Genomic DNA, 18,557 nt, shown 5'->3' with positions numbered 1-18,557 from the left:
GCATAAAGGGGAAATGTACAAAAAATCCTTTGCTTACACAAATGGGGAGGGTGAGATAAATAAAAAACGCCATAATGGGGTGTGCTATTACGACGTTTATCTGTAAATACAAAAATTCTTTTAAGGTACGATTCTTTCAGTAAATTCTTTTGCGGTGCGGACGGGACTTGAACCCGCGACCCCATGCGTGACAGGCATGTATTCTAACCAAGCTGAACTACCGCACCAACGATCGCCATCTGTTTTTCGATAGCGAGTGCAAAGGTAATTATATTTTCTTAATCCCAAAAAGATTTGCAGAGAATTTTTCAACGAATATCATTTCTTCAGCCATTCATCGAACCACCGGGCAAACTCGCGCTGAAACAAAATGGCATTTTGGGGTTTTGTAATCCAGTGATTTTCGTCCGGATAAATCAATAACCGTGAAGGGATTCCCCGCAGTTGTGCGGCATTGAACGCCATCATCCCCTGCGATGCAAGAATACGATAATCCAGCTCGCCGTGCGAAATCATGATGGGTGTATCCCATTTGTCCACGAAACGGTGGGGTGAATTGGCAAAAGAGCGTTGGGCCACCGGATTCGATTTATCCCAGAACGGCCCACCCAAATCCCAGTTGGCAAACCACATTTCTTCGGTTTCGAGGTATTGGGCTTCCAGATTAAAGATACCGGCATGAGCGAGAAAGGCCTTGAAGCGTTTGTTGTGATTTCCGGCAAGCCAATATACCGAAAAACCGCCGTAACTTGCGCCCGTACATCCCAACCGGTTTTCGTCCACATAGGGTTCGTTGGCTAAGGCATCGATGGCGGAGAGATAATCCCTCATGTTTTGTCCTCCATAATCGCCGCTGATCTGTTCCAACCATTCCATGCCGAAACCGGGAACGCCGCGACGATTGGGTGCTACCACGATATAACCGTTGGCTGCCATCAGTTGAAGATTCCACCGGTACGACCAGAACTGGCTGACCGTATTCTGCGGTCCACCCTGACAATAGAGTATGGCGGGATAAACTTGGGTCGAATCGAAACGGGGCGGATAGATTACCCAGGTGTGCATTTGTTTGCCGTCGGTGGTTTTTATCCATCGTTCTTCCACTTTTCCCATGGTCAGTTGGTCGAGAATTTCTTTATTTTCGAACGAAAGCTCAACGGCTTTTCCCGAGGCAATATCCACCGCGTAGATCTCATCGGGTTGCGACATGGAATGGCGTTTGGCAATCAATTTCCCCGCTTCACCCAATGCCACCGAAACGTAGTCGTGAACTCCTTCGGTAATCGGTTTAACCTCTTTCGTCGTGCGGTCTGCCGCAAAAAGTTGCGTTTTGGCTTTCACGCAGGCGACGATAAATAACGTGGTATTATCGGTATTCCATATGAAAGCATCGGTATTGTAATCGAAATTTTCGGTGACGTAGGTTTTTTCTTTTGTTTGCAGATCCATCACGAAAAGGCGGTTTTTGTCCGACTCGTAACCCTCGCGCTCCATGCTTTGCCAGGCGATATATTTTCCGTCGGGTGAAAATTGCGGATTGGTGTCGTAACCCGACATGCCTTCCGTAATGTTGAGGGTTTCGCCGCTTTCCACACGATATAGATAAATATCGGAATTGGTGGATAGGGCGTATTCTTTGCCTGTTTTTTTGCGACAGGTATAGGCAATCATTTTACTGTCGGGGCTCCATGCCAGCTGTTCCATTCCGCCGAAAGGCAGCATGGGCGATTCGTAAGGTTCGCCTTCCAGTATATCCTTGGCATTTTGTAATTTCCCTTCCGAAAAATCAGCCACGAACGGGTGAGGCACTTCCGTTACCCATTGATCCCAATGCTTGTACATCAGGTCGTCGATAATTCGTCCCGAGGCTTCAGGCAAATCAGGATAGCGGTCGGCAGCCGTGGGTTGTGTCTTTACGTTTTTGACGAACAACACTTTCTTTTCGTCGGGTGAAAACGAGAAACCTCCGATTCCGCCTTCGATATCGGAGATTTTCTCCTCATCGCTTCCGTCGATGTTCATGATCCAAAGTTGAGACGTACCGTCTTTATCGCTCAGAAAAGCGATCTTTTTCCCGCCGTTTATCCAGCGGGGGTTGCTCTCGCGGGAATTGGAACGGGTTAGTTGTTTTTTCTCCGATCCGTCGGTTCTCATCACGAAAAGCTCGGTATTCGTTTTATTTTGTGGTATACTCACATAAGTAACCTCATAAACGATGCGCGATTTGTCGGGCGAAACCTGCATTTCGCCAATCCGTCCAAAGCTGTACAGCACCTCCGGCGTCATAATGCCGTTTTCTATCTTGGGAGACGACTTCCCTATGATTTCTTCCTTCTCGGATTTGTTGTCCGAGTTTTGCGTGTTTGTCGTGCATGACAGCACCAATGCTCCTGCTAACATATATGCGATAATCGTTGATTTTCTTTTCATAAAAGGACGTTTTTTTCAGGTTTGTTTTTGGGATAACAGTTGCTCAGGTTGAAAAATCTTGCCGTCTTGCAGGTGAATGGTCCTGTCGGTGAGCGAGGCCAACTGTTCGTCGTGAGTGACAATAACGAACGTTTGGTTGAGTTTGTCGCGTAACTCGAAAAACAACCGGTGAAGTTCGGCTTTGTTTTGGGTGTCCAGACTGCCCGACGGTTCGTCGGCCAAAACCACCAGCGGATCGTTAATTAGCGCTCGGGCCACGGCCACGCGTTGTTTCTCACCTCCCGAGAGTTCGGCTGGTTTATGATCCATTCTGCCCGTGAGTCCCATCATGTGTAGCAACTCTTTGGCTTTTTTCTCTGCTTCGCTGCGTTTACGGTTCCCGATTAGCGCCGGAATCATTACGTTTTCCAATGCGGTAAATTCGGGCAACAATTGATGAAACTGAAATACGAAGCCGATATTCTTGTTGCGAAAATCGGAAAGTTCCTTCTCTTCGAGCCGACCCAGATCATTATCGTTAAAATATACTTTTCCCGCATCGGCCTTTTCGAGGGTTCCCATAATCATCAGCAACGTGGTTTTACCTGCACCACTGGGACCGACAATGGATACAATTTCACCTTTGTTGACTTCCAAATCGACACCTTTCAATACCTGAAGATTGCCAAAACTTTTGTATATCTTTTCAACTTTTATCATGAATTATTTTTCTTTCCGAGACTATTGTCGGTCTTTTGGACATCATGATCCCGGCATGGAAATTATCTCGTGTGGCTTTCTTGTTGCCGTTAACTGCTGTTCCGATGCCAACAGCCGTCACATGAAAATCATCTTGCCCGATGTTCTTGTTAGTGACCTTCTCGACTGCTTTGTGAACCTCGACTTTTTCGTACAGGTTTATTTTCGTTCGGCAAACCGTTGTTCGATCGACGACAATGTCTCATCCTATCCGACAAAGATAATAAATGTTATTATTCGGGCGACATAATTCCCCCGATTATTTTCCGAAGAGCAGCACCATCCTCGCACCAAGGCCGTACCAAGGCTGCACCATGCTTGCATCAGCCTTGCATCACCTTTGCATAAAGTTTGCTCCGGCTTTGCCTCTGTATCCCTTTCTACATGCGGGAAAGACGTAGGTTTGTCTTACCCCGAACGTATGGAATCCGGTGTTGTTGTCCCTGCTTTGAAGCGAAGGAAGAGCGAAGAAAGAGCGAAGAAGAAGCGAAATCGGTATCGTGATACCTGTTTAATTTTGAACCAAGTCGCGTATATGATGGAATGGTGAAGTGAAGAAACAGACGGAAATGTAAACCAAAATGCGGAGAAATGGTTTATAAAGTGTAACTAACCTTTTGAATGCGATGTATACTCAATTTAGCGGTTTTCGAAAAGAATATAAAGCAGATCCGTTGCGGGAGGAAGAGATGATGCAAGATCCGATTTTGCAGTTCAACCGATGGATGACTGATGCGGTTGAATCGGGTATTCCCGAACCCAATGCCATGGTTTTGGCTACGGCCACACCCGAGGGGAAACCATCGGCGCGTACGGTGCTTTTGAAAGAAGTAAACGAGGACGGATTTGTGTTTTTTACCAATTACGAGAGTCGTAAGGGTCGCGAGTTGACGGCAAATCCTTTTGCTGCAGTAGTGTTCGACTGGCATGAGATTGAACGTCAGATACGCATCGAAGGTCAAGTAGAAAAAATATCACCGGAAGAATCCGACGCTTATTTCGATTCCCGACCGCGCGCATCCAAGCTTGGCACTTGGGCTTCTGCTCAAAGTAACCTGTTGAATGATCGCAACGAATTGGACGAACGGTTCCTGCAATTCGCAAAAAAATTTCAGGGGAAACCCATCCCTCGTCCCCAAAACTGGGGTGGCTTTCTTATTCGTCCCATCCTCGTCGAATTCTGGCAAGGAAGGCCGAACCGCCTTCATGATCGCATTGCTTATTTTAAGGCAGATAGGGAGTGGATTATGCGTCGCTTAGCTCCGTGAGATGAAAATGATTCCCAATAGTTAATTGTGAATCAATCTGTTATACCTAATCGATATACTTAGGAATAGCCTTTTGTGAATTTTCAAAAATAATTCTCTACCTTTGTCGGCATCTCATAATACCTAAAATTATTGAATGGACATTAATGAAAATGAAATATTGCTGATAAGGGCTTTCAAAAATGGCGACCAGAAAGCTTTTGAAAAGCTCTTCGAGCGATATCACAAAAAATTATATGCCTATTTGATGCGTCTTCTCGATTCGAAAGAAGATGCAGAAGAGATTGTGCAGGAAAGCTTTATTAAGATATGGGAAAAAAGAGAAGAATTTATTGAAGGGTATTCGTTTGATGCTTTTCTTTTTAAAATCGCCAAAAATACATTTTTGAATTTTACCCGCGAAAAAGTCAACCGCAGGGTTTTCGAAGACCATTTTCAACTCATTAACGAAGTGGAGTCGGGTAAGACGGACGATTACGTTATTTTTAAAGAAACACGCGAAATAATACGACTCATTATCGAGGGAATGCCGCCGAGGAGGAGAGAAGTTTTCATGATGAGAAAGGTTGAGGGATTGTCTCGAAAAGAGATTTCGGAAAAATTGGGAATTTCGGTTATCACGGTGGACAGTCAGTTGCTCAAAGCCAACACCTATCTAAAAGACGAACTCAAGAAGTATGGCTTGCTCCTGATCTGCCTTTTGGCAGGTTAAGATTTATTTTGTCTCCTACGTATATTTTTTCCTCTTCAGTGAGCCCACTGATATATTTTTCAAGTTAAGATTTATTCTATCTCCTAATTATATAGTCTGTTATAAAGTCGGGCGAATCTGCCGGAAGGTTTTTTTATTGCATTTTTTTCAAATTTTTTTGCGAACAGCGTCATAGTTTTTGTCTTTTGAAGTGTATTGATATAAAACACCCTCGAAATGGATAATTTTAAAGAAACAATACGCCGATTTTTTTCCGGTTCGTATTCGGAAGAAGACCTGAAGAAGTTGTTTCTGTGGTTAAATAGCGAAAAAGGGCAGAACGAAATAGGTCGGTTGTTTGACGAGAACCGTCTTTCTGCCTATGTTGATGAAGATATTCCCGTGGATTCCGAAAAGATGCTCGAAAACATCCGTAAAGGTCTCAAACACAGGAAATCGCTTGAAATCAAACGCACTTTTAACCGGTTGTTGCCTTATGCAGCCATGCTGATCCTTGTGTTGGGGTCGATTTTCTTCTTTTCTCATAAAAAGAGCAGTGATGAAAGGGCTTTCAACAGCAGAACCGTTACTGTAATTACCCAAAACGGCCAGCGATCGCAGGTTGTTTTGCCCGACAGCTCGATTGTTTGGATGAATTCGGGAACGACGCTCACGTACCGCGATAATTTTTCTGAACATCGCAGAGAAGTCATCCTGAATGGCGAAGCTTTTTTTAAGGTTGCCCATAATGAAAAATTGCCTTTTGATGTTCACTGCAACGATGTTGTGGTGTCGGTATTGGGAACGGAATTCGATATTAATGCGTATCCCGAAACTGGGAAAGTCTGTGTAGCGCTTGAATCGGGCAAAGTGGCATTGTCTCATAACCGGATCGAATCGTTCGACTATACCCTGAAACCGGGGGAATTGGCTGCTTATGACTTGACGCAAAATACTATTCACGTAGATGAATTTGACGTTTCACAATATGCTTCATGGAAAAACGGCATGTTGGTATTTAAAAACGAACCGATAAAAACGGTTTTTGAAAAGCTGAAAAGGTGGTATAATATCGATATTGAAGTAACGGACGAAACGGTATACGAATCTATTTTTACGGGTACTATTCAAAGTGAAAGCTACGAACAACTGTTCAGGCTCATCGAATATTCCTGCCCGGTGAAATGTCGGATTCAACATAATTCCGATTCGGCATCACTTCCCAAAGTCATCATTTCAAAAAAAATAACATGTTGAACCCTAAAAACATTTGGTTATGAAAAGCATATATTTCGAAAAATGAAAAACAGCCGAATACATGGCAAGATGCTGAGAAGGCAATGTCTCTCAGTAGTATTTTATTAGTCTAATTTACAAATAAAAAAGAATGTGATTTTTAATCATTAAAAACAAAACAAAAAGTTAACATGGAAAAAGATTATGGTGCGAATCCCTTTTTAAAAGCGATGATGGGATCAAAATTCGGGAAAGTAAGCCGGATGGTTTTGTTGTTTCTGTTCGTTTGTATTACCAATGTGTTTGCTTCGGATAGTTATGCACAGGAGACAAAATTAAGTCTGGATATCGAAAATCGACCTATTCAGGAAATTCTGGAGACTATTGAGCAACAAACAGAATTTCGTTTTATGTATGATACCACGGTGGTTGACCTTCATCAACGGAAAAGCATTAAATGTAAAAATCAGTCCGTAGCTAAAATTCTGGATGAACTTTTCAACGATTCCGGAATCAGCTACAAGATCGATGACCGACAAATTGCTCTGAGCCGTAGCGAGATTCTCAACAATTATCAGCAAACGACTCAGCAACAACTTACCGTTACAGGGAAGGTAACCGATCAAAGTGGACAGCCTCTGCCCGGTGCAACAATAGTTGTAAAGGGTACCACGCAGGGAACGGTTACCGACGCAGAAGGTAACTATTCGTTAAGCAACGTACCAGTCACTGCCACCCTGGTCTTCTCGTTTGTGGGCATGGAAACACAGGAAATTAATGTTGCCAATCGGACAAGAATCGATGTTACCTTGCAGGAAGAAGCCATTGCTTTGCAGGAGGTGGTAGCTGTAGGATATGGAACCATGGAAAGGAGAGAAGTGACCAGTTCGATTACTTCAATAAAAAGTAAGGATCTTATTCCGGGTGTTGCTGGTAATCCATTAATTGCGATCCAGGATAAGGTCACCGGTTTGAGTATTCAATCGACCAATGGAACAAGCCCGAATGCGGGAACTTCACTTCAGCTACGCGGTATTGCTTCCATAAAGGCGGGCCAAGGACCCCTTATTGTTATCGATGGAGTGCCGGGAGGTAGTTTGAGCTCGGTTACTAGTGAAGATATTCAATCGATCGATGTTTTAAAAGATGCATCAGCAGGTGCTATTTACGGGACGCGTGCTGCCGGAGGTGTAATATTAATTACAACTAAGCAGCCGAAAGCAGGCAAAATGAGATTAACTTATACAACTGAATTAACAACAGAAACTATTCGACGCAGACCTGAAGTGCTTTCAGCTAAAGAATTTGTAGAAAACGGACTGGGACAAGATTACGGAAATGAAACGGATTGGTATGATGAAGTTACGGTTGATTTTCCATTTCGCCAACGTCATCATATAAATCTCAATGGAGGATCGGAAACTTCTAAAATCTATGCGACCTTTGTTGCCTCTGACCAAGAAGGAATTGCCCTTGGAGATAAAAGGGATGAGTTTGGAGGGCGCATCAATGCCAATTTTGATCTTTTAGATAATTTTGTGGAAATTATTACCCATGCTGATTACAGGAAATCATCCAGTGAACGATCCCATAACGGTATATTTTATCAAGCAATAAAATTAAATCCAACTCTTTCACCATATGATCCAGATTCCCCGACAGGTTTTAATGTTTGGACTGGCGGGTGGGAATATTATAATCCGGTTGCCGATATTCGTTTACGAGATGATTTGGGTTATAATGATAATTTTTTGGGAGATGTAACGTTGAAATTAAATCTTACACCCCATTTAAGTACCCAAGCTATGGTGGCAACCCGTATCGGACAATGGAGAGATGTTTATTATGAATCGGCTCAACATAAAAATTCCCTCGATAATAATCGTGATGGCTATGCGAGGCAAAACTACGGTCAAAATAGTGATAAGACATTTGAGTGGCAAACCAATTATTTAAATGAATTTGGCAATCATGTTGTTAATGGAGTTGTTGGATATAGCTTTCAAGAATTTAATGGTGATGGATTTGATATGAACAATGCCGATTTCCCTGTAGATGGGATTAAAGCTTGGGACATGGGGAAAGGTACCTATTTATCGAAGGGGAGAGCAGGTATGGGTTCGTGGAAGGATCCTCGTGAACGATTAATTGCCTTTTTTGGAAGAGGTAATTATTCATATAAAGACACATACATGATTACGTTGAGTGGGCGTTATGAAGGTTCGTCCAAATTTTACAAAGATAATCGTTGGGGTTTCTTTCCTGCTATTTCTGCTGGTTGGCGAATTAGTAATGAGTCTTTCATGGAATCATTTGATTTTATTAACGATTTGAAGATACGTGGGGGCTATGGAGTTACAGGTAACCAAAATTTCGATCCCGGAGTAGCTACACGCATGTATTCTTCAGATACTTGGTGGCTAAGTAACGGTGAATGGATATATACCTATGGTTTGGCTCATAATCAGAATAAAAACTTGCAATGGGAAGAGAAGAAAGAGTGGAATATAGGAGTCGATTTTACATTATTCAACAATAAATTATCAGGAAAATTTGATATCTACAACAGAACTGTTGATAAAATGATTTATGATGTGTCGGTATCCGTACCTCCAGCTATTCATGATAAGACTACGATGAATGTCGGGAGTTTGAAAAATACCGGTTGGGAAGGCGAGTTAGCGTATAATGCAGTTCAGACGGATAAGTGGAGTTATAATACTGTTTTTAGGATATCCCATAATAAGTCGGTACTTGAAAGTTTGTGGGGAAGTCAAACATTTTGGGATCGTGTCGGATTTCCGGCTCCCGGATCGCCTGGGGATGCCGTACGTTTATATCCAGGTCAAGAAATCGGGAAATTTTTTGTATGGCGTTTTGCCGGTTTTACCGAAGAAGGTAATTGGATGCTCTATGACAAAGACGGAAATGCTTTCGATGTGACCAAACGTACCAAGACAATAGATGATAAGGCTTTTGTTGGCAATGCCATCCCTATTGTCCAAATGTCATGGGATCATAATATAAGCTATAAAAACTGGGAACTCTATGTTCTTCTTACAAGTTGGCTAGGGCATGATATCTTTAATACAATTAACATGTATTTTGGTTTACCCAATGTAGAAGAGCAAAATGTATTGAAAGATGCTTTCAAAAAACATAAAAACGTTAAAGGAGAGAAGGAACTATGTGATTATTGGATCGAAGATGGTGATTTTCTGAAACTTAAAAACGTAACATTACGATACAATTTCAATACATCATCTGTTAAATTTCTTCAAAATGCCAGTGTGTATCTTTCAGGGAGGGATTTATTTACCCTTACTAGCTATTCTGGGATGGAACCCGAATCAAATATTAATGGTTTAGATCCCGGTTTCGAATGGTTTAATAATTTATATCCAAGAACGCAAACATGGACGTTGGGAATTCAATTAACTTTCTAATATTAAAAATAAATTAGAATTATGAGCAACTTAAAATATATTAGTTTATTTATTATCTTGTTATTCATAGGAATAGCGTGCACTAATTTGGATGAAGTATGGTATAGTGCAGTGACACCGGAAACTTTCTTTAAAACGGAAAAAGATGTTAATGCTGCCCTATACAGGCCTTTTACTCATGCACGTTGGTATGTGGAAAATGACCGCTGGAGGTTACAGGAATATCCTGCTGATCAATTTGCTATTACAACAAAAGGCCCTCATTGGTATAATGGGGGGGAGAATTATCGTTACCATTATCATCAATGGACAGTTAATGATGGTTGGATATGGGGAACTTGGAGAGGAACACTCATGGGGGTAGCACTTGCTTTGGATACAAAGCAAGATTTGCAAAATCTTGATTATTCAAAAGTAAAATTAACGGAGGAAGACAAAGCTTCTCATTTAATGCAACTTCAAACATTAATAGCTTTTTTTTATCTGAGAGGGCTTGATTATTTTGGTGGTCTTCCAATTTTTACTAGCAATGAAGGTGAAAATATCCCCAGGAGTAGTGATAAGGAAACTTTTGAACATGTTGAAAATCTTCTTAAAGAGGCACTTCCAAAATTGCCTAAAAAACAACAGGGAGAAGCAGAAGAAGGTGCTCTTAAACAAGCTGCTGCTGCTGCAATGTTAGCCCAACTTTACTTTAATGCAGAAGCTTATATAGGTGAAGATCATTTTGATGAATGTGCTACCATTTGTCAGGACATTATTGATGGTGAATATGGTTATTATGAATTAGATGATGACTGGTTTGGACCACATGATTTCTATAATAATAAATCACCCGAAATCATATGGTCTACCCCTTCTGAGTTCAACAAACTGCAATATAATTGGTTTTATGCTGATTTTTATCATTATGAAACTTATAAATATTTTGGTCTCGATGGAGGGGCAAATAACGGAGCTCATTTACAACCTTCACGTAAGCCAACCGGCGAAATTTATACTGAGTTTAAGTTAGGTAAGCCTTTTGAAAAATTCGATAATGAGGACTTGCGGAAAAAGCCTTATATTTATAGAGGATCAGGGAAATATGAGGGAATGTTTCTTGTCGGTAGACAAGAAAGTCCATATGGTATAACCAGAGGGACTCAAGAATATAAAGGAGAAGTAATTTATTTTGTAGACAGAGTGGCAAGATTTAAGAAAATTGGAATTGAAGCTCCTGATACTGCTTCTTTGCGTTCAACTATGGCAGATGGAGAAGAAAATACTGGAATTCGATTGGTGAAAGTTCCCCAACCTAATTTGGCAGATGAGAACCTTCGTAATGGAGCAGATAATCCGGTCATTCGCTTAGCCGAAATTTATTATATGTTAGCTGAATGTAAAATGCGTGCAGGGGATAAAAAGACGGCAGCTAATCTTATTAACCAGGTTCGGGCAAGGAATTTTGCTAACAGAGAAGATCCCAATCCTGTAACGGCTGATAACTTGGATAAATATCGCATGATAGATGAATGGGGTATTGAATTTCTTGGTGAAGGAAGAAGACGGACCGATCTCATTCGTTGGAATATGTTTGTAACCGAATCATGGTGGGATCACAAACCTTCCAATTCAACTCATCTTTGTCGTTTTCCTGTACCGCAACAAGCAATATCAGGAAATAATGCTCTTCAACAGAATCCGGGTTATGAATAAAAAATTAATTATATTAATCGATTTGAAATCCTTGTTTTAAAGATATATAATATTCTGAACTCCAAAAGTTAAAAACTTTTGGGGTTCAGTTCATATGGAGCATTCCTCTTTTTTATTTTTTCTTAATCGTTCGTTAAGCGGCAAAAAGTGCATTTCGCATTGCTTTTGGGAAAAGGGGTGTAAAATGTTGAGAATTTTTATAAATTTGTTTTCGAAAATGATAACTAAACAATTTTTTTACTAGTTATGGTAAAATATTACCCCTTACTTTTTTTCTTTTTTTATTCATTGTGGTGTCAGGCATGCGCTGATGACAAATTGCTATCGGAAACGCATCGGGAATACCGGATCAATTGGAATGCGGCAGCGGACAGCAGCAGTTCAGCTCTTATCCATTTGTTTTGGAATGCGGATGAGCATTATTTCAATTACAACAATCTCGGGTTGAAAGATTTTCATTATTGGCCGCAGGCGCATGCACTTGATGTGATGATTGATGCTTATTTGCGTACAAGAGATAACCTTTATAAAACAACCATCAACGATTGGTATGATGGGGTGAAAAGAAAAAACGGCAACACCTTTTTCAATATCTTTTATGACGATATGGAGTGGAATGCCCTTGCTATGCTGAGAGCGTATCAGACAACGGGGGATGAAAAGTTCAAGACGGCGGCTTTGGAAGTATGGGAAGATATAAAAACGGGTTGGAATGAAAATGCAGGTGGAGGAATCGCCTGGAAAAAAGATCAACCCTATAGCAAAAATGCGTGCTCCAATGGTCCTGCCTCAATTTTGGCATCACGATTATATCAACTGTTCGGCAATGAAAGCGATAAGGAATGGGCACTAAAAATTTATGAATGGGAAAAGGAAACCCTTTTCAATCCTGCCAACGGTGCCGTTTATGACCATATCGACAGTCGTACGGGCTATATTCAAAAAAAATGGATATTTACGTATAATCAGGGAACATTCCTGGGAGCGGCTCTTGAACTTTATAAAATAACAGGCGAAAAAGATTACCTTAACGATGCCATGAAAGCAGCCGATTATACGTTGACCAACCTGATTGATAGCAACGATGGTTTGCTTAAAGACGAGGGCAATGGTGATGGTGGGTTGTTTAAAGGTATTTTTGTTCGTTATTTTACTCAACTGATACTGAATCCCGATATCAGTAGTGTAGATCGGACAAGATACGTTACCTTCTTAAAATTCAATGCAGAAACCCTATGGAGATATGGAACGGACAAACAACGATTACTCTTCGGAACGTATTGGAAAACCAACCCCGGCGATGTAACCGATTTGCCTACACAGCTCAGCGGCTGTATGCTCATTGAAGCTGCCGCGTTGCTGGAAAAAGAGGAAATGTTTTGAGCGATTGAAATAAAAAGGGTTATTTTTTGGGTTTCAGCATGATTCCCAGTTCGTCCAATTGTTCTTGTTCAACAGGAGCGGGAGCATTCAGCATGACGTCGCGCCCCATATTGTTTTTAGGGAAGGCGATGCAGTCGCGTATGCTGTCCAAACCGGCAAACAACGATACGAACCTATCCAGGCCAAAAGCTATTCCTCCGTGAGGAGGTGCTCCGTATCGGAAAGCATTCATAAGGAATCCGAATTGCTGTTGTGCCCGTTCTTCGGTAAATCCGAGCACGGAGAACATTTTTTTCTGCAATTGGCTGTCGTGTATACGGATCGATCCGCCGCCAACTTCCACACCATTGATTACAATATCGTAGGCGTTAGCTCGAACGGCAGCGGGATTGGTGTCGAGCAAGGGAATATCTTCGGGTTTGGGAGAGGTAAAGGGATGGTGTTTGGCAAAAAAACGATTCAGTTCTTCGTCTTTTTCCAATAACGGGAAATCGACAACCCACAGACATTGGTAGTCAAATTTGTTCCGTAATCCCAAGCGGGACCCCATTTCCAACCGAAGTTCCGACAGTTGTTTCTGTGTTTTCTCCGTTTCCCCGCTTAACAGCAAGAGCAAATCGCCGGGCTTGGCCTGACACCGTTCCAGCCATTTTTTCAGATCGTCTTCAGTGTAAAACTTGTCAACGGACGATTTGATGGTGCCGTCTTCGTTATACCGCACATAAATCAAGCCCTTCGCTCCGATTTGCGGACGTTTCACAAAATCGGTCAGTTCGTCCAACTGCTTGCGGGTGTAATTAGCACAACCTTCAACGCAGATGGCTCCCACATATTCCGATGCGTCGAAAATACCAAAACCGTGACCTTCTGTCAAATCTTTGATCTCCACCAGTTTCATATCGAAACGGATATCGGGTTTATCCGATCCGTAATATTTCATGGCATCGGCGTAACTCATTCTCGGGAAATCGGGGAGTTCGATGCCTTTGATGGTTTTAAACAAATGTTTGGTCAGCCCTTCAAACATGTTTAAAATATCGTCGCGATGAACAAAAGACATCTCGCAATCGATTTGTGTAAATTCGGGTTGGCGGTCGGCCCGGAGGTCTTCGTCACGAAAACATTTCACGATTTGGAAATAGCGGTCGAATCCGGCAACCATGAGCAGCTGTTTGAGCAGCTGTGGCGATTGCGGAAGGGCATAGAATTCACCCGGGTTCATGCGTGAAGGCACAATGAAATCGCGTGCACCTTCGGGTGTCGAGGCAATGAGAGCCGGCGTTTCCACTTCAAGGAAATGCCTTTCGTCCAGGTATCGACGGGTCTCGAGTGCCATGCGGTGACGAAGTTCCAGATTTTTACGCACCGTGTTGCGGCGCAGATCGAGGTAGCGGTATTTCATACGCACATCATCGCCTCCATCCGTTTCGTCTTCGATAGTGAAAGGGGGGATATCCGAAGGATTCAGTACATTGAGTTCCGAAACAATGATCTCGATATCTCCGGTAGGAAGATGAGGATTTTTAGAGGAACGCTCCGTTACTCTGCCCGTAACCTGAATCACCCACTCGCGTCCCAATTTGTTGGCTTTTTCAAAAAGATCGGGGTTGACTTCCTCATTAAACGACAATTGGGTAATGCCGTATCGGTCGCGCAGGTCGATAAACGTTATTCCACCCATTTTACGGATTTTGTGCACCCATCCTGCCAATGTAACTTCTTCATTTACATTCGACAGGTTTAATTCTCCGCATGTTCTGTTTCTGTACATATTTTCAATCTTTTGCTTTTTTCATTTAAAAGTGCAAATTTACATGATAATTTTCAATTTGCACAACGACCCTTAAAGATTCCCTTTATCGAAAAATCCGTTAGTTTGTTTAGCTCATTTTGCTCATTTCGATGGATCGGTTTTTGGCAGCTTCCAGTACTCCCTCGATCAGCCTATCCATTTGATGTTCGTAAAAATAGTTCAACCCGGCTTCTGTGGTTCCGCCTTTGCTGGTGACGTTGCGGATGAGTTCCTCGATGCTGCAACGGGAATGATTTTCGGAAAAATAGCTCAACGTGCCTTCCGTCAGTTGCACCAATAATTCGTCGATTTCAGACTCCGGAAGGTTAAATTCGCGTATTTTGTTTCTGAAAACGTTGAGGAAAGCCAGAATGAAGGCAGGGCCGCTGCCGAATACAGAAGTAAACAAATCGAAATGGTTTTCATCGATTTTAACCACCTTCCCCAGTTTTGTCAGCACCCGGTAGATTTCGTTTACGTTCTCATTATTCGGATGGTGCGTGGCAAATGCCGTTACCGATTTTTTGTAGGCAATGGCCAGGTTGGGCATGATGCGCACAATGGGTTGATCTTTACCGAGATAATTTTCGATAAAGGCGATGCTTTTTCCGGCAACCGGCGAAACGATGATTTTACCTTCTCGCCGAAGCGGGCGGAGTTGTTCTAAAACGCTCACCACATCCTGTGGCTTGACGGTTAAAAAGATGACATCGGCAAAAGCTGTCAACTCTTCCGGTTGAAGAAAGGGAAGTTCAACATTTTTCCTCATTGGGTCAAAATAGGCAAAATGGATGTCTTTCTCGTTTTTAAGACCCTGATAAATGGCTGTAGCCAGATGACCAAAACCGATAAATCCGTAGTTCATTTTATTTTTTGAATTTAGTGTAAGGAATCGTGCCGCTTAATGCGTTGATAAGGTAATTGGGGCGTTGGCCGTTTACAATCCACATTTCTACGCCACTCTCCATACAGATTTCCGCTGCATGAATTTTGGACGACATGCCACCTGTTCCCAGCGTGGATTCTTTTTCTTCGATGCACGCTTTGATGGAATCCAGGTCAGAAACTTGTGTAATGAGTTCGGCATCGGGATGAAGATGTGGATTACGATTGAAGATACCGTCGATATCCGATACGAGAATCAGCAGATCGGCATTCAGTATTACGGCAACCAGTGCCGAAAGTTTGTCGTTATCGCCCAATACAATTTCTTCGATGGAAACGGTATCGTTTTCGTTTACGATGGGAATGTAATCGGCTTTCCAGAGCTTATAAATCGTATTTTTGGTGTTTTCTTTAGCCGTCGGATTTTCAAAATCGCGGTAGGTCAGCAGAATCTGTGCAATATTCAATCCGAAACTGCTGAAAACAGAATCGTACACTTCCATGAGCCGCGTTTGTCCTATGGCTGCCATCGCCTGCTTGGAATCTACGTGTTTGTTGTAACCTTTGATTTCCACAAATTGGCGGGCTGTTGCAATAGCGCCGGAAGAAACAATAACAATATCGAATTCGTCTTTGAGTTTTACGATTTGCCTGGCGAGATTTTCAATGACGGCAAACGATATACGGTTTGTTCCTGCCGTGAGGGTAGATGTTCCTATTTTTATGATTAATTTTTTTTTCATATAGAGTTCGATCAATTTATTCGCGAATATGGCCGTTTCCGTAAACAAACCATTTGTTGGTCACCAGCTGTTCGGCGCCGATGGGACCGCGGAAATGCAGTTTTTGTGTGCTGATGGCAATTTCAGCTCCCAAGCCAAATTCGCCGCCGTCGGTAAACCGCGTGGAGGCATTGTGGTAAACGGCCGCACAATCCACCTCCTGCATAAAACGATTTGCCTGTGAGAATTCGTTGGTGACAATCGTTGCCGAATGTTTTCCCGAATAGGTATTGATTAACCGTATAGCTGCTGTAATATCGGGCACGAGGGTGAGATAGATTTTAGGTGCAAGAAATTCTTCACCAAGCACCTTTTTATCGTTGTTTTCGGTTATTTCCGAATTTAAGCTACAAACGGATGAATTACCCAACACCTCAATTCCCTTGTTTTTTAAGGCAGATACAAGTTGGGCAATTTTATCTTGAATGTTTGGCAGATTCTCATCAATCAACACTTTGTCCAGTGCATTGCAAACGCTGATACGTTTTTTCCCGTTGAGGATGATGCGTACAGCCATGTCAAAATCGCATTTTTTGTCTACATAAAGAAAATTATTCCCCCGTCCACTGATAATCATGGGAATGGTGCTGTTTTCTTTTACAAACCGAATCAGATTCTCTCCGCCGCGAGGAATTATCAGATCCACGTTGTGCGTATTTTCCTTAATCAGTCGTTGCGTTTCTTCATGGGTCAAGTGGAGATATTGAATATAATGGCTGTCGATGCCGTTTTTCTCCAGTGCCTGCTGCCAAAGTTGTGTCAAGAAAGCATTGGTGTGATACGACTCTTTCCCGCCTTTCAGCAAAATTCGGTTTCCCGCCTTAAAAGCCGTTGCAGCTGCTTCAACAGTGACATCGGGACGTGATTCGTAGATGATGAGGATGGTCCCGAAAGGAACAGTGCGGTTTTCGATTTGCATCCCGTCTTCACGGGTGAAAGCGTAAAGGATTTTTCCTTCAGGATCGTTCAGACCTGCAACTTGCGTAAGTGAACAGATCATGCCTTCAATTTTTTTCTCATCTACTTTTAAGCGGTCTTTCATCGATTCATCCATATCGGGATACTCGGCCATGTCTCGATGATTGGCCTCGATGATTTGTGTCCGACTTTGGCGTAACAGATCAGCCAACGAAGTGAGTACGCTGTTTTTCTTTGAAGTTTGCAACATAGCGTTGGAATAATATAATGTTAATTTGTGCTGCAAAGGTAGCAATTTATTGCCAAAAGAGATGATAATCATGTAAAATATAACTTTTTGATTGCAGCGAACTTTTGTTTTTTGATAGGTGTTATAGGTAGTAAAATAATGAACGATAAATTCATGACTCATCATACGCATTATAACGATAGTGAAGAAAACATACGGGTAGCATTTTTTCTCAATCTTTTTTTTACCATAATCGAATTTGTCGGGGGGTTTTTGACCAACAGTATGGCTATTCTTTCGGATGCCGTGCATGATTTGGGCGATAGCTTTTCCGTAGGATTGTCGTGGTATTTTCAGCGGTTGGCGAAAAAAGGGCGTGATGAAGAATATACTTATGGATACAAGCGGTTTTCACTTCTTGGAGCCATTATCAATTCGCTTATTTTGGTTGTGGGAAGTGTCGTGATTCTGTTTAATGCGGTTCCGCGGTTGTTTCATCCGGAACAACCCGATTCGGGAGGAATGTTGATGTTGGCAATAGCGGGTATTGTTATTAATGGTGCGGCGGTGCTCAGACTTAAACGTGGCCATTCGCTCAATGAGCGGGTAATCTCGCTTCACTTGCTGGAAGATGTACTCGGTTGGGCAGCAATCCTCATTGGGGCTTTGGTGATGTATTTTGTGGATGTTCCGGTTCTCGATCCTATTTTGTCTATCGCCATAACCCTTTATGTGTTGTTTCACGTATATAGTAATATCAAGGAGAGTTTGCATATTATTTTACAGGGAGCTCCTATCGACATAAAAATCGACGAAATCAAAAAAGAAATATTGGCATTGGAAGATGTGGACAGCGTTCACGATTTGCATCTGTGGTCAGAGGATGGAGAATATAATGTCATGACGGTTCATGTGGTTTTGAAACAGGCGCTGCCGATGGATAAATTGCACATGTTGAAAAACAAAATTCGTGAAAAAATGCAAGCAATGAAAGTGCAACATTCCACCATCGAATTTGAAATTTCGGGTGAAAATTGCGAGATGGAGGAATGTTGCTGAGA

Annotated in this window: 14 protein-coding genes and 1 tRNA gene; 8 read left to right on the top strand and 7 right to left on the bottom strand. The window is 42.2% G+C overall.

Features of this window, described 5'->3' with window-relative positions; genetic code table 11:
* Positions 1–152: 152 nt before the first annotated feature.
* The 3 genes from OLM34_RS01490 to OLM34_RS01480 form a co-directional block, all read right to left on the bottom strand.
* Positions 153–227: transfer RNA gene (locus tag OLM34_RS01490), tRNA-Asp, on the bottom strand.
* A 91-nt stretch (positions 228–318) separates the two neighbouring features.
* The gene (gene dpp5 / locus OLM34_RS01485; protein WP_264404738.1) at positions 319–2,430 is read right to left on the bottom strand and encodes a dipeptidyl-peptidase Dpp5; all 2,112 of its coding nucleotides are present in this window, start codon (positions 2,428–2,430) and stop codon (positions 319–321) included.
* A gap of 15 nt (positions 2,431–2,445) precedes the next feature.
* The gene (locus tag OLM34_RS01480; RefSeq protein WP_264404736.1) at positions 2,446–3,129 is read right to left on the bottom strand and encodes an ABC transporter ATP-binding protein; all 684 of its coding nucleotides are present in this window, start codon (positions 3,127–3,129) and stop codon (positions 2,446–2,448) included.
* Between OLM34_RS01480 and OLM34_RS01475 the strand changes: the two genes are divergently transcribed.
* The 7 genes from OLM34_RS01475 to OLM34_RS01445 all read left to right on the top strand — a co-directional run bounded on the left by OLM34_RS01475 (position 3,128) and on the right by OLM34_RS01445 (position 12,890).
* Positions 3,128–3,418, top strand: a complete 291-nt coding sequence (locus OLM34_RS01475) for a hypothetical protein (protein ID WP_264404734.1) — start codon at positions 3,128–3,130, stop codon at positions 3,416–3,418. The genes OLM34_RS01480 and OLM34_RS01475 overlap by 2 nt on opposite strands.
* 376 nt (positions 3,419–3,794) lie before the next feature.
* Positions 3,795–4,436 carry a pyridoxamine 5'-phosphate oxidase gene (gene pdxH, locus OLM34_RS01470; protein ID WP_264404733.1) on the top strand — a complete coding sequence of 214 codons (642 nt, stop codon included), beginning with the start codon at positions 3,795–3,797 and terminating at the stop codon, positions 4,434–4,436.
* Between the two features lie 136 nt (positions 4,437–4,572).
* A complete protein-coding gene (locus tag OLM34_RS01465; protein ID WP_264404731.1) occupies positions 4,573–5,148 on the top strand; it encodes an RNA polymerase sigma factor in 576 nt (191 codons plus the stop codon).
* A 216-nt stretch (positions 5,149–5,364) separates the two neighbouring features.
* A complete protein-coding gene (locus OLM34_RS01460) occupies positions 5,365–6,384 on the top strand; it encodes a FecR family protein (RefSeq protein WP_264404729.1) in 1,020 nt (339 codons plus the stop codon).
* 170 nt (positions 6,385–6,554) lie between these two features.
* On the top strand, positions 6,555–9,809 hold the full coding sequence (locus OLM34_RS01455) for a SusC/RagA family TonB-linked outer membrane protein (protein WP_264404728.1): 3,255 nt from the start codon (positions 6,555–6,557) through the stop codon (positions 9,807–9,809).
* A gap of 21 nt (positions 9,810–9,830) precedes the next feature.
* The gene (locus tag OLM34_RS01450; RefSeq protein WP_264404727.1) at positions 9,831–11,507 is read left to right on the top strand and encodes a RagB/SusD family nutrient uptake outer membrane protein; all 1,677 of its coding nucleotides are present in this window, start codon (positions 9,831–9,833) and stop codon (positions 11,505–11,507) included.
* Between the two features lie 246 nt (positions 11,508–11,753).
* Positions 11,754–12,890, top strand: coding sequence for a glycoside hydrolase family 76 protein (locus tag OLM34_RS01445; RefSeq protein WP_264404726.1), 1,137 nt, complete (start codon positions 11,754–11,756; stop codon positions 12,888–12,890).
* Between the two features lie 19 nt (positions 12,891–12,909).
* Here OLM34_RS01445 and aspS read toward each other — a convergent pair whose 3' ends face one another.
* The 4 genes from aspS to OLM34_RS01425 all read right to left on the bottom strand — a co-directional run bounded on the left by aspS (position 12,910) and on the right by OLM34_RS01425 (position 17,589).
* Positions 12,910–14,661 (bottom strand): aspartate--tRNA ligase, encoded by a 1,752-nt coding sequence (gene aspS, locus OLM34_RS01440; protein ID WP_264404725.1) that lies wholly within the window; start codon positions 14,659–14,661, stop codon positions 12,910–12,912.
* Positions 14,662–14,770: 109 nt separating this feature from the next.
* Positions 14,771–15,547 (bottom strand): pyrroline-5-carboxylate reductase family protein, encoded by a 777-nt coding sequence (locus OLM34_RS01435; RefSeq protein ID WP_264404723.1) that lies wholly within the window; start codon positions 15,545–15,547, stop codon positions 14,771–14,773.
* A gap of 1 nt (position 15,548) precedes the next feature.
* Entirely contained in the window at positions 15,549–16,310 is a 762-nt protein-coding gene (gene proB / locus OLM34_RS01430) for a glutamate 5-kinase (RefSeq protein ID WP_264404721.1), read from the bottom strand.
* Between the two features lie 16 nt (positions 16,311–16,326).
* Positions 16,327–17,589, bottom strand: a complete 1,263-nt coding sequence (locus OLM34_RS01425) for a glutamate-5-semialdehyde dehydrogenase (RefSeq protein WP_264404719.1) — start codon at positions 17,587–17,589, stop codon at positions 16,327–16,329.
* Between the two features lie 66 nt (positions 17,590–17,655).
* Here OLM34_RS01425 and OLM34_RS01420 point away from each other — a divergent pair, with 66 nt between their 5' ends.
* A complete protein-coding gene (locus OLM34_RS01420; protein WP_264404717.1) occupies positions 17,656–18,555 on the top strand; it encodes a cation diffusion facilitator family transporter in 900 nt (299 codons plus the stop codon).
* The last annotated feature ends 2 nt before the right edge of the window (positions 18,556–18,557 follow it).

The organism is Anaerorudis cellulosivorans (assembly GCF_025943985.1).
GTDB lineage: Bacteria > Bacteroidota > Bacteroidia > Bacteroidales > Dysgonomonadaceae > Anaerorudis > Anaerorudis cellulosivorans.
The sequence above is the reverse complement of the archived record's forward strand: the minus strand, read 5'-3'. Positions and strand labels throughout refer to the sequence as shown.

Excerpts from the sequence above, each read along its gene's own strand:
- OLM34_RS01420 (WP_264404717.1), top strand. The coding sequence starts at position 17,656 with ATGAACGATAAATTCATGACTCATCATACGCATTATAACGATAGTGAA.
- OLM34_RS01465 (WP_264404731.1), top strand. The coding sequence starts at position 4,573 with ATGGACATTAATGAAAATGAAATATTGCTGATAAGGGCTTTCAAAAAT.
- OLM34_RS01425 (WP_264404719.1), bottom strand. The coding sequence starts at position 17,589 with ATGATTATCATCTCTTTTGGCAATAAATTGCTACCTTTGCAGCACAAA.
- aspS (WP_264404725.1), bottom strand. The coding sequence starts at position 14,661 with ATGTACAGAAACAGAACATGCGGAGAATTAAACCTGTCGAATGTAAAT.
- OLM34_RS01460 (WP_264404729.1), top strand. The coding sequence starts at position 5,365 with ATGGATAATTTTAAAGAAACAATACGCCGATTTTTTTCCGGTTCGTAT.
- pdxH (WP_264404733.1), top strand. The coding sequence starts at position 3,795 with ATGTATACTCAATTTAGCGGTTTTCGAAAAGAATATAAAGCAGATCCG.
- proB (WP_264404721.1), bottom strand. The coding sequence starts at position 16,310 with ATGAAAAAAAAATTAATCATAAAAATAGGAACATCTACCCTCACGGCA.
- dpp5 (WP_264404738.1), bottom strand. The coding sequence starts at position 2,430 with ATGAAAAGAAAATCAACGATTATCGCATATATGTTAGCAGGAGCATTG.
- OLM34_RS01475 (WP_264404734.1), top strand. The coding sequence starts at position 3,128 with ATGAATTATTTTTCTTTCCGAGACTATTGTCGGTCTTTTGGACATCAT.
- OLM34_RS01450 (WP_264404727.1), top strand. The coding sequence starts at position 9,831 with ATGAGCAACTTAAAATATATTAGTTTATTTATTATCTTGTTATTCATA.
- OLM34_RS01480 (WP_264404736.1), bottom strand. The coding sequence starts at position 3,129 with ATGATAAAAGTTGAAAAGATATACAAAAGTTTTGGCAATCTTCAGGTA.
- OLM34_RS01455 (WP_264404728.1), top strand. The coding sequence starts at position 6,555 with ATGGAAAAAGATTATGGTGCGAATCCCTTTTTAAAAGCGATGATGGGA.
- OLM34_RS01445 (WP_264404726.1), top strand. The coding sequence starts at position 11,754 with ATGGTAAAATATTACCCCTTACTTTTTTTCTTTTTTTATTCATTGTGG.
- OLM34_RS01435 (WP_264404723.1), bottom strand. The coding sequence starts at position 15,547 with ATGAACTACGGATTTATCGGTTTTGGTCATCTGGCTACAGCCATTTAT.